General features: G+C 60.0%; 15 protein-coding genes. 7 read left to right on the forward strand and 8 right to left on the reverse strand.

The features are described from left to right. The first annotated feature begins 126 nt into the window (after positions 1-126). Positions 127-852: an SDR family NAD(P)-dependent oxidoreductase gene (locus ACR0L1_RS07250; RefSeq protein ID WP_170785299.1), complete on the forward strand. Its 726-nt coding sequence runs from the start codon at positions 127-129 to the stop codon at positions 850-852. A gap of 15 nt (positions 853-867) precedes the next feature. Here ACR0L1_RS07250 and ACR0L1_RS07255 read toward each other — a convergent pair whose 3' ends face one another. Together ACR0L1_RS07255 and ACR0L1_RS07260 are read right to left on the reverse strand one after the other, a co-directional pair. Beyond that, positions 868-2,520, reverse strand: a complete 1,653-nt coding sequence (locus ACR0L1_RS07255; protein ID WP_480857970.1) for a Y-family DNA polymerase — start codon at positions 2,518-2,520, stop codon at positions 868-870. Between the two features lie 61 nt (positions 2,521-2,581). Then, positions 2,582-2,869 (reverse strand): I78 family peptidase inhibitor, encoded by a 288-nt coding sequence (locus ACR0L1_RS07260; RefSeq protein WP_170785295.1) that lies wholly within the window; start codon positions 2,867-2,869, stop codon positions 2,582-2,584. A gap of 130 nt (positions 2,870-2,999) precedes the next feature. Between ACR0L1_RS07260 and ACR0L1_RS07265 the strand changes: the two genes are divergently transcribed. Continuing rightward, a complete protein-coding gene (locus ACR0L1_RS07265) occupies positions 3,000-4,112 on the forward strand; it encodes an S-(hydroxymethyl)glutathione dehydrogenase/class III alcohol dehydrogenase (protein ID WP_170789483.1) in 1,113 nt (370 codons plus the stop codon). A 52-nt stretch (positions 4,113-4,164) separates the two neighbouring features. Here ACR0L1_RS07265 and ACR0L1_RS07270 read toward each other — a convergent pair whose 3' ends face one another. The 3 genes from ACR0L1_RS07270 to ACR0L1_RS07280 form a co-directional block, all read right to left on the reverse strand. Next, positions 4,165-5,103: a DMT family transporter gene (locus ACR0L1_RS07270; RefSeq protein WP_170785291.1), complete on the reverse strand. Its 939-nt coding sequence runs from the start codon at positions 5,101-5,103 to the stop codon at positions 4,165-4,167. A gap of 134 nt (positions 5,104-5,237) precedes the next feature. After that, entirely contained in the window at positions 5,238-5,651 is a 414-nt protein-coding gene (locus ACR0L1_RS07275) for a group III truncated hemoglobin (protein WP_170772985.1), read from the reverse strand. 48 nt (positions 5,652-5,699) lie between these two features. Beyond that, positions 5,700-8,618: an error-prone DNA polymerase gene (locus ACR0L1_RS07280; RefSeq protein WP_480503495.1), complete on the reverse strand. Its 2,919-nt coding sequence runs from the start codon at positions 8,616-8,618 to the stop codon at positions 5,700-5,702. A 110-nt stretch (positions 8,619-8,728) separates the two neighbouring features. Here ACR0L1_RS07280 and ACR0L1_RS07285 point away from each other — a divergent pair, with 110 nt between their 5' ends. Then, on the forward strand, positions 8,729-9,193 hold the full coding sequence (locus tag ACR0L1_RS07285) for a DUF1203 domain-containing protein (RefSeq protein ID WP_480503494.1): 465 nt from the start codon (positions 8,729-8,731) through the stop codon (positions 9,191-9,193). Here the strand turns inward: ACR0L1_RS07285 and ACR0L1_RS07290 are convergent. Then, positions 9,190-10,182, reverse strand: a complete 993-nt coding sequence (locus ACR0L1_RS07290; protein ID WP_480858475.1) for an ABC transporter ATP-binding protein — start codon at positions 10,180-10,182, stop codon at positions 9,190-9,192. The two genes, ACR0L1_RS07285 and ACR0L1_RS07290, sit on opposite strands and share 4 nt — an antisense overlap. A gap of 87 nt (positions 10,183-10,269) precedes the next feature. Between ACR0L1_RS07290 and ACR0L1_RS07295 the strand changes: the two genes are divergently transcribed. The 4 genes from ACR0L1_RS07295 to polA all read left to right on the forward strand — a co-directional run bounded on the left by ACR0L1_RS07295 (position 10,270) and on the right by polA (position 14,671). Further along, the gene (locus ACR0L1_RS07295) at positions 10,270-10,443 is read left to right on the forward strand and encodes a zinc-finger domain-containing protein (protein WP_170772979.1); all 174 of its coding nucleotides are present in this window, start codon (positions 10,270-10,272) and stop codon (positions 10,441-10,443) included. Positions 10,444-10,533: 90 nt separating this feature from the next. Beyond that, the gene (locus tag ACR0L1_RS07300) at positions 10,534-11,196 is read left to right on the forward strand and encodes a YrbL family protein (RefSeq protein ID WP_480857974.1); all 663 of its coding nucleotides are present in this window, start codon (positions 10,534-10,536) and stop codon (positions 11,194-11,196) included. A 138-nt stretch (positions 11,197-11,334) separates the two neighbouring features. After that, positions 11,335-11,805: a hypothetical protein gene (locus ACR0L1_RS07305; RefSeq protein ID WP_480857976.1), complete on the forward strand. Its 471-nt coding sequence runs from the start codon at positions 11,335-11,337 to the stop codon at positions 11,803-11,805. 70 nt (positions 11,806-11,875) lie between these two features. Beyond that, positions 11,876-14,671: a DNA polymerase I gene (gene polA, locus ACR0L1_RS07310; protein WP_480857978.1), complete on the forward strand. Its 2,796-nt coding sequence runs from the start codon at positions 11,876-11,878 to the stop codon at positions 14,669-14,671. Between the two features lie 43 nt (positions 14,672-14,714). Here polA and ACR0L1_RS07315 read toward each other — a convergent pair whose 3' ends face one another. Both ACR0L1_RS07315 and ACR0L1_RS07320 read right to left on the reverse strand, forming a co-directional pair. Beyond that, the gene (locus ACR0L1_RS07315) at positions 14,715-14,945 is read right to left on the reverse strand and encodes a DUF2798 domain-containing protein (protein ID WP_170789490.1); all 231 of its coding nucleotides are present in this window, start codon (positions 14,943-14,945) and stop codon (positions 14,715-14,717) included. A gap of 60 nt (positions 14,946-15,005) precedes the next feature. Continuing rightward, a complete protein-coding gene (locus tag ACR0L1_RS07320; protein ID WP_480857980.1) occupies positions 15,006-15,761 on the reverse strand; it encodes a hydroxypyruvate isomerase family protein in 756 nt (251 codons plus the stop codon). Between the last annotated feature and the right edge of the window lie 9 nt (positions 15,762-15,770).

Genomic DNA, 15,770 nt, shown 5'->3' on the forward strand with positions numbered 1-15,770 from the left:
GGTTAGAAGAATTTCGAAAATGCACTAGGTTGTGACATCGGGTTACAAGGTGCGTTATCTGTCCCGCCTGTGATCCGGCACCCCTCGGCGGTCGTAAAACAGAAAAGCATATGAAACGGTCCCGGAATGAGCAGCTTTGACGGAAAGACATATTGGATCATCGGCGCCAGTGAAGGGCTGGGGCGGGCTCTGGCCGAGACCCTCAGCCGCCAGGGCGCGCATCTGATCCTGTCGGCCCGCAACGCAGAGCGTCTGGCCGAGATTTGCGATACCCTGCCCAACGCCCGTGCGATTGCGATGGATGTTACTGATTTAGAGTCTGTTTGTGCGGCAGCGGCCGAGGCCGGCTCAGTCGATGGGCTGGTCTATAACGCTGGTGCCTATGATCCCATGCGGAGTGGTGACTGGAATACGGAACGCGCGCTGAGGATGGTCGATGTGAACTATCTTGGGGCCATGCGGGTGCTGGGGGAAACCGTGCCGGGGTTCGTCCAGACAGGGCGCGGGGATATCACCCTGATCGGGTCTTTGGCTGGTTATCACGGTCTGCCAGCGGCGATTGGGTATGCGTCCAGCAAGGCGGCGCTGGTGTCGCTGGCCGAGACGATGCGACATGATTTGGCCGGATCGGGTGTAACCGTACGGATCGTCAATCCGGGGTTCATCAAGACCCGGCTGACCGAGAAGAACAGTTTCAAAATGCCCATGCTGATGACGCCCGAGGACGCGGCGGATCGCGTGGCCAAAGCCATGGCGCGTCGCCGGTTCCGCACCGATTTCCCTGCGCCGTTTTCCTGGGTGATCCGGCTGATTGATTACCTGCCGGATTGGCTGGTGTATCGCGGTAAGTAGACTCTAATCAGGGGTTTATCCAAACTGACCATGGCAAAACCAGCCCGCCGACATGGCGCCGCCGTGGCCGTAAAACAGCCACAGCCGCTCGCCCTGTTCGGTCACAACCACCCAGTAATCGCGCACGCCGCTGCGCCAGTTAGGGTCATCCAGCCACCATTCCGGTGCGATCCGTTCCGGCCCGGTGGCTTGTGTCAGTTGCCAGTTTCGCCCGCGCCAGCGAAATGTGTCTGGCACGTCTGGGGTATCTGGAGCGGCTACTGGCTCGGGTTGCCACATCTGCAAGGGACGCGGACGCGGTGGTGCAGGCCAGTCTTGCGCGGGTTCGGACCACGCAGCAGCCAGCACCTGTGCGGTTTTCTCGGGGATATGCGAGGCCGCCGGGTGCCGCCTTGTGATCGCCTCCAGCCCGACCCGCGCACCTAGTTTTCCGATCAGGTCTTCGACAGCGGTGTTACCGTCCAATCGGTTGCGGGCGACGCGGCGCGCCTCGGCATGACCGGCCATGGTGCGGGCGTGGATGGGTTCCGTCTGCACCGCCTCAAGTCGTAGCATGTCGATGCCATAGCCCGCATCGATTTGGTCGATTTTCATCTCTAACAAAGGGCGAATGCGGTGTTTATCATAGGTTGGACGGGCCAGCCCGACCTCGATGATCTCAGCCGCCTGATCGGCGCGATGGGCTTCCAGCCGCAGAGTCCGCACCCCGCGCGCTTTCTCCTCTAGCTTGGTGCAGAGCGTCGGTAGAACGCGGTCGATGGCGGCCATGACGTCTTCGGTCAGACCGATCGGGTTGGGCAGGGTCATCCGCACCGCAAAGTGATGCGGCGGTCGGGCGGGCGAGACCGGCTCGGGCGCGCTGCCCATCGCCTGATCCAGCCGTAGTACCAGTCCCCGCCCAAATCGCCGCGCCAGCGACGCGCGCGGCTGCCCCAGTAGGTCGCCGATCCTGCGCAGGCCCAGACGGTTCAGCTGTGCGACCACCTGATCCTCAAGCCGCAGCGCTGCAATGGGAAGCGGGCTGAGCGCGCCATAGGATTGCCCCGGCGCTGTGATCCGCGCGCCACTGCCCACAGCCACCATTTGCGGTGCGGCCCCGCCCTTGGTCCAGTGCCGCCGCTTGGTGGCGCGGGCGCGGGTGGCGCGGGCCTCTTGGCTGATGGCGTCGCCATTGCGGTCGGAGGTGGCCTCTTGTCCCGCGTAGCGTGCCAGCGCCCAGGCCGCACCCAGCGTGTCGGCGATGCCCATCTGCACGCTGAGCCCCATATCGGCGCAGTCGGTTTCGATCACGTTCAACAACGCTTCTTCCCCGCCGAACAGATGCGCGCAGCCTGACAGGTCCACGATCAATCCGTCTGGCGCTTCTTCAGCCACCCATGGGCTGAATTTGCCCACCCACCGGCGCAGGGCGGTCAGAAACGCAGCCTCGGCCGGGGCGTTGCGGGGGCGTGTCACCAGATTGGCGCACATGGCATGAGCGTCGCGCACTGGTTGGCCCACGCGCAGACCAGCGGTCTGCGCATCCGCGTTCAGGGATGTGATCACCTGCATGTTCGACTGCTCAGTCACCACAGCCAAAGGCCCATCTTGCAGCCCCCGCGCAGCGCGGATCAGCCGTTCAGCCCCCAGACGGGGAAACCAGAGCGAGAGTATTCGGCGTTTTGGCATTGGCAGACATCAAAATGTTCCCATTTTGTTCTTATCATAGAATCGCCCGCCGAGTCCACGCTTACCCGCAGGTCAGGCGTTGGATGATCCCGGTCTCATCTACAAAAACATTCAGCCGGTCGATGCGGTAATCCTGCGTGGCCAGATCACCCGGCCCCAGAACGCGGGACCGTTCGGGCAACTGGGCCTGAATGGTCGAAACCGGTTGACCGACAGAGCCTGCAACAGCTTCGCCCTGACAAAAGGCCAGATCGACCGGGGCGGGTTCGGGCGACAGGGGCGCATCCTCGGGCGCGGGGGGCTGGGCACAGGCGGTCAGCAGGGCCAGCGTGGGAATAAAACGGTGCATTGGCGTTCCTCTTTCCGGCAATGTCGTTTCTGCAATATCAGATGTTTAGCAAAGCTGGCATCAAAGCGCAGTTGAAAACGCCCGGCAATTGACGCAGGGTCGAGGCAAAAGTGACAGGGAGACACCGAATATGCGCACCCGTGCCGCCGTCGCCGTTCAGGCAGGCAAACCTTTGGAAGTGATGGATGTGAACCTCGAAGGCCCCAAAGCGGGTGAGGTTCTGGTGGAAATCAAGGCCACCGGCATTTGCCACACCGACGAATTCACCCTGTCGGGCGCGGATCCCGAGGGGCTGTTCCCCGCGATTCTGGGCCATGAAGGAGCAGGCATCGTGGTCGAGGTCGGCCCCGGTGTGACCAGCCTGAAACCGGGCGACCACGTGATCCCGCTCTACACCCCGGAATGCCGGGAGTGCGAATACTGTCTGCACCCCAAGACCAATCTGTGCCAGGCGATCCGTGAAACGCAGGGGCAGGGCCTGATGCCGGATGGGACCTCGCGCTTTTCGACTTTGGATGGTGATCCAATCCTGCACTACATGGGCTGCTCGACTTTCTCGAACCACACGGTTCTGCCGGAAATCGCGCTGGCCAAGGTGCGTGAGGATGCGCCCTTCGACAAGATCTGTTATATCGGATGCGGTGTGACCACAGGGATCGGCGCTGTGATCAACACTGCCAAGGTGGAAATCGGCAGCCGCGCCATCGTGTTCGGCCTGGGCGGTATCGGGTTGAACGTCATTCAGGGCCTGCGTCTGGCCGGGGCCGATCAAATCGTTGGCGTTGACCTGAACCCCGCCAAGGTCGAGATGGCGACCAAGTTTGGCATGACCGATTTCGTGAACCCGACCGAAGTTGAAGGCGACCTGGTGCCCTATCTGGTCAACCTGACCAAAGGTGGCGCGGATTACACCTTTGACGCCACTGGCAATGTGGGCGTGATGCGTGCCGCATTGGAATCGGCGCATAAGGGCTGGGGTGAATCGATCATCATCGGCGTGGCGCCTGCGGGAGCCGAAATCTCGACCCGTCCGTTCCAGCTGGTCACGGGCCGCTCGTGGCGCGGTACGGCCTTTGGCGGTGCGCGGGGCCGGACCGATGTGCCGAAAATTGTCGACTGGTACATGGAAGGCAAGATCGAGATCGACCCGATGATCACCCACACCATGGGTCTGGACGACATTAACCACGGTTTCGACCTGATGCATAAGGGCGAAAGCATCCGCTCGGTCGTGGTTTACTAAGGCCCTCAACCTGCGATTTTGAGGACGGCGCGCTGTGAATGGCGCGCCGTTTTTATTTGCCGGGACGGCTTGCGCCGGTGTCAGAGCGTGGCGAGCGGACCCGCAGAACCGGGGTATTGACCGACGAGGTGTTCGCCCGGCTTTCGCGCCAGACCACATAGACGCCTGAGGCGATGATGATGCTGGCCCCAACGGCGACCCAGCCATCGGGCCGCTCGTTGAAAAAGACCATGCCGAACAATGTGGCCCAGATGATCTGACTGTATTGGCTGGGGGCGACGACCCCAGCGGGCGCGGCTCGATAGGCAAGGATGATCAAGTGTTGTGCGACGACCGAGAACACGCCCACCAGCGCCATCATCGCCAGATGCAGCAGCGAGGGAGGTTGGTAAACGGCGGGTTGCATCAAGCTCATGACCACAATGGCCAGCAGCATCGGATATAGGATCAGCACGGCCGAGCGTTCCTCATTCCCGATCTTGCGCACCAAAACAGACCCTAACGCGCTGGAAAACGCTGCAGTCAGGGCCGCGAGGTGGCCCAGAGTGATGTCCGTTGCACCGGGGCGCAGGACGATCAGAACTCCGATCAGGCCACAGCCGACGGCGGCCCAACGCTGTGCGCGCACGACTTCCCCCAGGATTGGGATCGACAGGACAGTGACGAACAGAGGGAAGGCAAATAGCAGCGAATAGACCTCGGCCAGCGGCAGCGCCGAGAAAGCGTAGAAGGCGCAGACCATGGACGTCACCATCAGGGCCGAGCGCAGCAGGACCAGCCACGGATGATGTGGTCGGAAATTGCCCGTGGTCCGGTCGGTCAGGATCGTCACCGCCATCGGCACAAAGGAAAACAGCGTTGCGAAAAAGATGATCTGCATCACCGAATAGGTGCTACCCAGCACTTTGATCAGCACATCATGGCTGGCAAAAACCGCAAAGCCCGCAAACGCATAGCCAAGCCCCCGAAGGGTGGTGTTCTGAGTGCTCATGAGGCGGCCTCGGGTGATGTGTCGGTGTAGGGGCGCAGCGTAATGGGGCTGTCGTACCCCTGAGTAAACCCATTTGGCCGACCCGCATAGCCCTTATTTTACCGCTAACATGGCAAAGCTGCCATGCCCTGGGATCAACGCAGGATGGGAGGTGCGTCTTTGGGTTGGCGTGCAGATTGCACACCGGCCTTCATTCCCACGCCGATTCTTCGGGCCAGCGCGACCCATGGTGTGGAGGTTTCCGGGGGTAAGGTCTGGGTGGCGACCTCTTCGAACAAATCCAGCCAATGTGCGAACATGTCGGGCTGCACGTCGGGCCGCTCGATATGGACCCGCTGCGGATTGCCGTCATAGCTACGCTCATACAGGATGGCGTTGCTCCAGAAGGCGGCGATCTTGTCCTCATGTGCTGGCCAATCGTGGACATGTGCGTTGAAGACCGGCCCCAGCACCGCATCCTCGCGTACGCGGGCGTAAAAGGCACGGACCTGCGCGTTGATTTGGTCCGGGGTCGCGGGAAAGCGCGGCGGCAGGGTGGGGCGGGTCATATTTGGTCCGTTTTCGACTCTGTTCCGGGCGGATACCCGGTTCAGACGTCACGCAACAGGTGTGGTTTTGTCGCGCGGCTCTGGCGTCAGTAGATGCCGTATCAGAGCCACCGGATGCGCCTTGAGGCTGAGGCGGGTGGCCACGTAATCCTCGACCACCTGCTCGCCCAACGTCATCTGCGGCAGATAGGCTGCAGGCTCGTCCAGCGCCTCGCCTTCCAGATCCTGCGAAAACAGCGGCAGGGGCTTGGCGGTGGCAATCGCTTTGGCCTGCCACAACGCCTCGCGCCTTGTCAGATCGCAGGCGGAGAAGGCATCGGCCTCAGCCAACCGTTCGATTACCGTGGGGCCAAGCCCGGCACGACGCCACACGTCATCCACCTGATGGTAGCCATTGCCGCGCGCGGCGGTCAGCCAGCTGGCATCTTCCTCGCTCAGGCCTTTGATCTGACGGAACCCCAGCCGCAGGGCCAACCCGCCGTGACCGTCGGGTTCCATCACATTGTCCCAGAAACTGGCATTGATACAGACCGGGCGCACCTGAACACCATGTTCGCGCGCATCGCGCACGATCTGGGCGGGGGCATAGAAGCCCATCGGCTGCGAATTCAGCAGCGCGCAGGCGAAAATCCCCGGATGGTGGCATTTGATCCAGGCTGAGGCATAAACCAGTAGCGCAAAGCTGGCCGCGTGACTTTCGGGAAAACCGTAAGAGCCGAAGCCTTCGATCTGCGAAAAACAGCGCTCGGCAAAATCCTGTTCATAGCCGTTCCGCTCCATCCCGCGCAGAAACAGGGCCCGGAATTCGCTGACATTACCATGTTTCTTGAACGTCGCCAGCGAGCGCCGTAGCCGGTCCGCCTGTTCCGGGGTGAACCCCGCGCCCACGATGGCAATCTGCATGGCTTGCTCCTGAAACAGCGGCACGCCCAGCGTTTTGCCCAACACTTCACCCAACGCATCCGAGGGGAAGTTGACCTCCTCCTCTCCGTTCCGGCGGCGGATATAGGGGTGGACCATGTCGCCCTGAATGGGGCCGGGGCGGATGATTGCGACCTCGATCACCAGATCATAGAAATTGCGCGGTCGCATGCGGGGCAGAAAGTTCATCTGAGCCCGCGATTCCACCTGAAACACGCCGACGCTGTCCGCCTTGCACAGCATGTCATACACCGCCGGATCCTCGGGCGGCAGGGTGGCGAGGCTATAGCCCGTCTGGTGGTGCTGGCTGATCAGATCGAACGCCTTGCGGATACAGGTCAGCATCCCGAGGCTGAGCACATCGACTTTCAGAATACCTAAGGAATCGATGTCATCCTTATCCCAACAGATAACCGTACGATCCTCCATCGTGGCGTTTTCGATGGGGACAAGTTCGTCCAGCCGCCCTTCGGTGATGATGAACCCACCCACATGCTGAGACAGATGGCGGGGGAAGCCGTCAATCTCATAGACCAGCATTAGAGTCTGTTTCAGGCGTTTATCGTCGGGATCAAGGCCAATCTCGCGCATGCGTTCGGCTTCAAGACCTTTGGCCGAGAAGAACCCCCATAGCTGTGACGAGAGCGCCGAGATCGTATCCTCGGTCAACCCCATCGCTCGCCCCACCTCGCGGATGGCGCGTTTGCCGCGATAATGTACGACCGTGGCGCAGAGGCCCGCGCGTTCCCGGCCATAGCGGTCATAGATGTGCTGGATCACCTCTTCGCGGCGTTCATGTTCGAAATCGACATCGATATCGGGCGGCTCGTCCCGCGCCTCGGACACAAAGCGTTCAAAGACCATCGTGCCCAGTTCTGGACTGACCTCGGTGATGCCAAGGCAGTAGCAGACCACCGAATTGGCCGCCGAGCCGCGCCCCTGACACAGGATATCGCGGGATCGGGCGAAGGTGACGATGTCACGGACGGTCAGGAAATAGGGTTCATATTTCAGCTTGCCGATCAGGGTCAGTTCATGCGCCAGCATTTTCTTGGCCTTCTCGGACGCGCCCGCCGGATAACGCCAGTTCAACCCCTCATGGGCCAGACGGTGCAGGCGCTGGGTCGGGGTTTCCTGGTCGCTGCCTTCGTTGGGGTATTCATAGCGTAGCTCATCCAGCGAGAATTGTAGCTGCTCGCTGACCATATGGGCGCGGGTCACAGCGCCTTCATGGCCTTTGAAAATGCGCAGCATCTCGGTTTCCGAGCGCAGGCGCTGCTCTCCATTGGCCAGAGCGTCGCGGCCCAGATCGTCGACCTTGCGGCGCAGTCGGATGGCGGTCAGCACATCGGCCAGTTTGCGACGGGTACCATGGTGCATTATCGGCGCAGCGCTGGCGAGGGTGGGGAGGTTGAGTTGTTGTGATTCAGTCTCTAATACAGAGAAATACTCACTGTCTGCGCCATCATATCTGGGGTGCATCACCAGATGCATCCGCCCGGAAAAGCGGCGCGTCAGCTTTTGCGCCTGTGTCCGCCAAGCACTCGCGCCGCCCTGCGGTCGGGTCGCTTGTGGCCAGAGCAGCAGGTGCAGACCGTCGGAGAATTCCATCAGGTCGGACAGGTGCAGGATACAGTCACCTTTCTCGGCCCGTAGGCGACCCGCCGACAGGATACGGCACAGGTTGCCCCAGCCCTGCCGGTTGAGAGGCAGGGCGGTGACGGTGGGCGCGTCGGTGAAGATCAGCCGTGCCGCAGGGATCAGGCGTGGCACCGCGTGGATTGGGTAGGAGGGCGGTTTGGGAATGTGATCGGGGCAGGGCGGGCCGATGGGCGTGTTCTGCCCCTCCCATTCCACACGTTCGCGCACCTTTCGGGCAATCTCGCGCGCCTGGGTATGGGCACGCACGATCCCGGCGACCGAGTTGTCATCGGCAATCGCGATGGCGGGCAGACCAAGTGTGACGGCACGCTGCATGTATTCCTCGGGGTGCGAGGCCCCGGTGAGAAAGGTGAAATTCGACGTGATCGACAGCTCGGCATACATGGCGATTCCACATTATATTCACCTTTTGTTCTTTTTCGAGTCCTTTGCGCAGGAAACGGGTCGATTGCAGTTTCCCCTCTGGGCAGGGTGGCAGAAAAAGGAGACCCGAGATGTTCAAGATCACTGCCCTTCCCACCCCCCAAGTCCGCGCGCTTCAGGCCGGAGGGCCGGACGCATATGGCGCCTCACCCGAGCACGCCGTTTCCAAAGGTGCGGGCAATCCCTGCCGACATTGCCTACAAAACATACCAGAAGGCCAAGAAATGCTGATATTGGCGCATCGCCCTTTTCCAGAGGCACAACCTTACGCGGAAACGGGTCCGATCTTTCTATGTGCCAGCCCGTGTAAGCGATATGAGGGCACGGAGCTGCCCGAGATTTTGACCACCTCTCCGGACTATCTGATCAAGGGGTATGGATTGGATGACCGGATCGTCTATGGCACCGGGGTGATCGCCCCGACAGATCAGATTGGTGCGGCGGTAAAGGACATCTTTGCCCGTGCGGACATCGCCTATGTCCACGTGCGATCCGCCCGAAACAACTGCTATCAGGCGCGAATCGACCGGTCTTAAAGCTTGACCCGGTGCATCCCCCGGCGCGGCTGATCCAGATCATCCGCTGGGCCATCATCGGCACGGGATGAGGTCAGGGCGAGGAACACATCCTCGAGATCGGCCTCTTCGGTGCGCACGTCGCGGATGCGGATGCCTGCGGCGCGCACGGCCTCCAGCACCTGTTCAGCGCTGGTCTGGGAGCTGCGATATTGCAGGACAAGGCTGCCATCATCGCGCAAAGCGGCTTCGACACCATCGGTTGTGGGCAGATCCACCACGGGGCTGTCGGGAAGGATCACCATCGTCCGGCTGTCCATCCGACCCAGCAGGTTGGCGGTGCTGTCCTGCGCAATCTTTTCGCCGTGGTTGATGATGGCGATCTCGTCACACATCTCTTGCGCTTCATCCAGATAATGCGTGGTCAGGATGATCGTCATGCCCTGTTCGTTCAGCTTGCGTACATTGGTCCAGAGCATCTGGCGCAGTTCGATATCCACGCCTGCCGTGGGTTCATCCAGAACCAGAATCTTGGGGTGGTGCACCAGTGCCTTGGCCAGCAAAAGCCGTCGTCGCATGCCGCCCGATAGCGTGCGGGCATAGGCCTCGGCCTTGTCGCTGAGGCCCACAAGTTCGAGAATTTCATCGCTGCGACGCTGCGACTTGGGTACGCCATAGAGCCCGGCCTGCACCTCCAATGCGCCGCGCGGGGTGAAGAACGGGTCCAGGTTCAGCTCTTGCGGCATCACGCCAATGGCAGCGCGGGACTGACGGGGGTGTTGGTCCTGATCAAACCCCCAAATCGACACTGAACCCGCCGATTTCACCACCAGACCGGCCAGAATGTTGATCAGAGTCGATTTCCCGGCCCCGTTCGGCCCCAATAACCCAAAGACCGAGCCGCGCGGGACGGTCAGATCAATGCCCTTCAGCGCGTGCTTTTCAGGCTGACCCTTACCACCGCGATAGGTCTTGCGCAGCCCTTCGATCCTGATTGCCGCATCGCTCATGTGGCTCTTGCCCCCGGTTTGCTCATCGCTCATAAACGCACCTAAACCATGCCCGCGAGGCCGACAACCGAAGAAGGATCGCCAGCCGTGACCATCGAAGCGCCGGAAACCAAGATCGTCGAAACCTCTCGTGTTGCCTGCGACGGCGGCGAGGGTGCGCTGGGCCATCCGCGGGTCTGGCTGCAGATCCCCGAGGATACCGGCTGGGTTGAGTGCCCCTATTGCGATTGCAAATATGTGCTGGCGGATCAGGATCAGTAGGCCCGTCACAAAACTGTTACGCGTCCTATTTCCGCCCGAGTGAAGACTCTATATCCTGACGAAATAGCTTTATGATTCCAGGGCGCGAAGATGCTCTTTTCCGTGCAGGTCATGCACCTTTCAGACCGGGATATTGTGGCCAAGGGCGGCCACCGGAACGTTTATGCCTGCCCCAACCAGCCAGAGTTGCTGGTCAAAGTGACGCGTCCCAGAATCCGCCGCAACAGATCCATCATGAAACGCGCTGTGCGTCGTCTGCTGCCCGATTCAGCATTCCGAAACGCCTTGAAAGAGCTGGAGTGCGAGATGAAGGCGGCGCTGAAAAGTGGTCTGGACATTTCCAGACTGCCACTGGCGCGGTCCTTTGGTGTCGTGCAGACAGATGTCGGGCCCGGCATCGTGGTCGAGAGGATCAGCACCGAAGATGGCGCATTAGCGCAGAACTTGCTGTCGATGTGCGCGCGGCAGGAAATGACGGCTGAGACATTGGATGATCTGAACATCTTTGTCCGAAAGCTTTTTGAGTTCCAAATTGTGGGTCGGGACATCCATGGGAAAAACATCGTCTATGGATTGCGTGACGACATACGTATGTTCTTTCTGATCGATGGGTACGGGGAACGAAACCTTGTGCCGTTACGCTCGTTAAGTCGCAGGCTGAATGATCGGTCATTGAACAAGCAGATGCAGCACATTGCGCAGCAATCCGGGATGAACTGGGACAAGACGAACCGCGCCTTCAGTATCGCGTGATTTGTCCTGAGCGGGTGTCTTGTGCATCTATGTTTTTTTAAACACAGATCGGCTTCAACTGCTCCAATAGTCATTTTTTCCCAAAAAGCGCCCATATTTGCGTGATACGCTGTGCCGCATTCGTCTTAGGTGAGTGTGATGACTGAGATTACTCAAACGGACAGCGCAAGCCCGGTTTTTGGCTGGGTCGGATTCTGTTTCGCTGCTTTGGCGTTGTTCGCCGCCTTGTTTGTGTTTTGGGCGGGACCGTTTGCGCGTCAGCAATCTACAGGCGTCACGCTTGGCGAACTGGCGGCCGAGATCGGGAAATCGACCCTGCGTGCCGCCACGGGGGCAGAGCAACCCGAGCCTGTAGCCCGAACCCGCGATCTGGATGATTTTTTGCAAATCGGTGTGGCGATGCTTGGCGGGCTAGCGATTGTTGTTTCGGTCATTGGCCTTCTGCGTCACGAAAGGCGTCGCCCGGCCATCGCCGGAATGGTTATCGGTGTTGGCGCCATTCTGTTTCAGTTTTTCGCCTTTGCGTTTTTTGCGTTCCTCGGTGTGCTGGTCATAATGGCCCTGGTGCATAGTTTTTCGGACTTTTTCAGCGGTCTCTTTGGGGGTTAGGGCACGTTCCTGACTGGTCACCCGTCTGCCCCTGTGGCAGAACGATCCCTGACCGACAGGGAGAGCGCGCATGAGCAATTTCGGAAAAGGGTGTCATCTGCATCTGATCGACGGATCAGCCTTTATTTTTCGGGCTTATCACGCGCTGCCCCCGCTGACGCGCAAATCCGATGGGCTGCCCATCGGCGCTGTATCGGGCTTCTGCAACATGCTGCAGAAATATGTCGAAGGGAACGCGGGACCGGATGCGCCGACCCACGTGGCGGTGATCTTTGACAAAGGCTCGCACACGTTCCGCAATGACCTCTATGACCTCTACAAGGCCAACCGCGAGGCTATGCCTGAAGACCTGCGTCCGCAGATGCCTCTGACACGCGAGGCGACCCGCGCCTTCAACATCGCCTGCAAGGAGTTGGAAGGCTATGAAGCCGACGATATCATCGCCACGCTGGCCGTCCAGGCGCGTGAGGCAGGCGGGCGCGTGACCATTGTCAGCTCGGACAAAGACCTGATGCAGCTGGTGGGCGGCGGCGTCGAAATGCTGGACGCGATGAAGAACAAGCGTATCGACCGCGACGGCGTGGTTGAGAAGTTCGGCGTGGGGCCTGAACGGGTGGTGGATGTGCAGGCGCTTGCGGGGGATTCTGTAGATAACGTGCCCGGTGCGCCGGGGATTGGGGTGAAAACGGCGGCCCTGTTGATCAATGAATACGGTGATCTGGAAACCCTGCTGGACCGCGCGGAAGAGATCAAACAGCCCAAACGCCGCCAGACCCTGATCGAAAAGCGCGACCAGATTGAGCTGTCGAAAAAACTGGTGCAGTTGGACGAAAACACCCCGCTGGATTTCACGCTGGATGATCTTGAGGTTCAGGACCCCGACGCTGAGACCTTGCTGGGGTTCCTGGCGGATATGGAGTTCCGCACCCTCACCAAGCGAATTGCCGACAAGCTGGGGGCCGAGGCCCCGGTGATTGCTGATGCGCCTGCGCCCGAAGTTGTGACCGAGGCTGAGGATATCTCTTTCGACGCCTCGAAATACGAATGCGTGCGCGATGCAACCGCGCTGCAGGCGTGGATCGACCGCGCTTATCAGACCGGCTGGGTGGCCGTCGATACCGAGACCACCGGATTGAACGAAATGATCGCCGATCTGGTGGGTATTTCGCTAAGTGTTGAGGCGGGTTCGGCCTGTTACATCCCGCTAACTCACCGCGATGGGGCATCGGATGACTTGTTCGGCTCAGACGCGCTGGCCGAGGGGCAGATGCAGCTGGATGAGGCTCTAACTTTGCTCAAACCGATGCTTCAGGACGCCTCGATCCTGAAAATCGGCCAGAACATGAAATACGACGCTAAGATTTTCGCGCGCTATGGCGTGAACGTGGCGCCAATCGACGACACGATGCTGATGTCTTACGCCATGCATGGCGGCGAACACGGGCATGGGATGGATACGCTGTCCGAGCGTTACCTGAACCACACGCCCATTCCGATCAAACCGCTGCTGGGGTCCGGCAAATCCGCAATCACTTTCGACAAGGTGCCGATTGACGAGGCCACTGCCTATGCCGCTGAGGATGCGGATATCACGCTGCGCCTTTGGAAACTGTTCAAGCCGCAACTGCATCAGGTGCAGGTGACGACCGTGTATGAGACGCTGGAGCGGCCTCTGGTGCCGGTCCTCAAGGAAATGGAGATGCACGGCATCAAGGTGGACCGCGATGTCCTGAGCCGCATGTCCAACGCCTTCGCGCAAAAAATGGCCGGGTTAGAGGCTGAAATTCACGAATTGGCCGGTGAGAATTTCAATGTCGGCTCTCCCGCGCAACTGGGCGAGATTCTGTTCGACAAGATGGGGCTGGAAGGCGGCAAAAAGGGCAAGACCGGGAAGTATTCGACCGGGGCTGACATTCTGGAGGACCTCGCTACTGAGCATGAACTGCCCCGCCGCGTGCTGGATTGGCGGCAGCTGTCCAAGCTGAAATCGACCTATACCGACGCGTTGCAGACCCATATCAACCCGGATACGGGCCGGGTGCATACGTCTTATTCGATCACAGGGGCGAATACGGGACGTCTGGCCTCGACCGATCCGAACCTGCAGAACATCCCGGTGCGCACCGAAGAAGGGCGTCGCATTCGTGAGGCGTTTATTGCCGAGCCGGGCAATGTGATGGTTAGCCTCGACTATAGCCAGATTGAATTGCGGATTTTGGCTCATATCGCTGACATTTCGACCCTGAAACAGGCGTTTTCGGATGGGTTGGACATTCACGCCATGACCGCCTCCGAGATGTTTGACGTGCCGCTGGATGAGATGACACCTGAAATCCGCCGCCAGGCTAAGGCGATCAATTTTGGTGTGATTTACGGGATTTCGGGTTTTGGTCTGGCGCGCAATCTGCGCATTCCTCGGTCCGAGGCGCAGGGGTTCATTGACCGCTATTTCGAACGCTTTCCGGGTATACGGACATATATGGACGACACCATCGCTTTTGCGAAAGAGAACGGATACGTGCAGACACTGTTCGGCCGCAAAATCCATACGCCTGAGATCAATGCCAAGGGGCCGCATGCCGGGTTCTCGCGTCGGGCGGCGATCAACGCGCCGATTCAGGGCACGGCAGCAGATGTAATCCGGCGCGCGATGGTACGGATGCCGGATGCGATCAACGGGCTGCCTGCCAAGATGCTATTGCAGGTGCATGACGAATTGCTGTTCGAAGTGGCTGAGGATGCAGTGGATCAGGTGATTCGTGTGGCGCGCGATGTGATGGAGGGGGCATCGGACCCCGCGGTGAAGCTGGACGTGAAGCTAAGCGTGGATGCAGGGCAAGGCGCGAATTGGGCCGAGGCGCACTAAGAAGCGCTGCTCATCAGGCCCGGCGGGCCCTCTTCGCAGCGGGTCAATCCTGCGTCTTGACCAGACGGTTCACCAACTGTTGTACGGTGGGTCCCAGGATAAAGATGACCGTAAAGGCGATGGGCCAGCAAAACCCCCAAGCAGACATCCAATCGCCGAATGTGGTGGGCCCAAATCCTATGGCCTTGACAGTGGCAATTCCTGTGACGATGCAGGACATCAGCCCCGACATGATCAGACAGAACACAATGCGCGAAAAGCGGGCAGGGATCATCACAGTTCCTTCAAGTCATTGTGGTGATGTCTGCGCGATTTTTTTTGAAAAGGCCAGATATCAGAACTCTACCCAGTCCAGACTGTTGAAAGTTTGCGCTGTTGAGGGGGTATATTCGGCACTGACCCAGCCGGAATAGCCCATTTCGTCAAAGGCCTCGAAAAGCGCAGCAAAGTCTGTTGGCCCGCGTCCGGGCTCGGACCGGTCTGGGGCGGCACCGATCTGAGCATGGGTGACAATGTGGTGAAAGCGGTGCCAGACGTCCAGCGCGTCACCGTGGATCATATGAGCGTGGAAGCTGTCATATTGCAGGCCGATATTGGGCCGGTCCACCAAGGCCAGAACTTTGGCAGCCAGATAATAATCGTTCAGGAAGTAGTTGGGTTGTGAGACAGGGTTCAGCGGCTCGATCGTAAAGTGCTGTTTGGGGGCGAAATCGGCGGCCCATTTCAGGTTCTCAACCATGGTTTTTAGTGCATCTGGTCCCGCGCAATACCCCGACATGATATGGATCAGCCCTGGTTTCAAAACATCGGCGTAGCGCATGACGCGGCGGATATCGGACTGAAACCGCGCTTCGCTACCTGGGACCGCAGCATAGCCTGGCTCGCCACCGGTGTAGTTGGGCGGAGGGGCGTTGATCAGCACCAGGTCTAGCCCGTTGGCCAGCAGGGCGCGGCTGGTTTCCTTGGCAGCCAGCTCATAGGGAAACAGGATCTCGACTGCCTGAAACCCGGCCTCCGCCGCGGCCTGAAACCGGTCGAGATAGGGCAGCTCAGTAAAGAGCAGCGAGATGTTGGCGGCGAATTTCGGCATAAGAGGTCC

This window comes from Ruegeria sp. J8 (assembly GCF_056531925.1).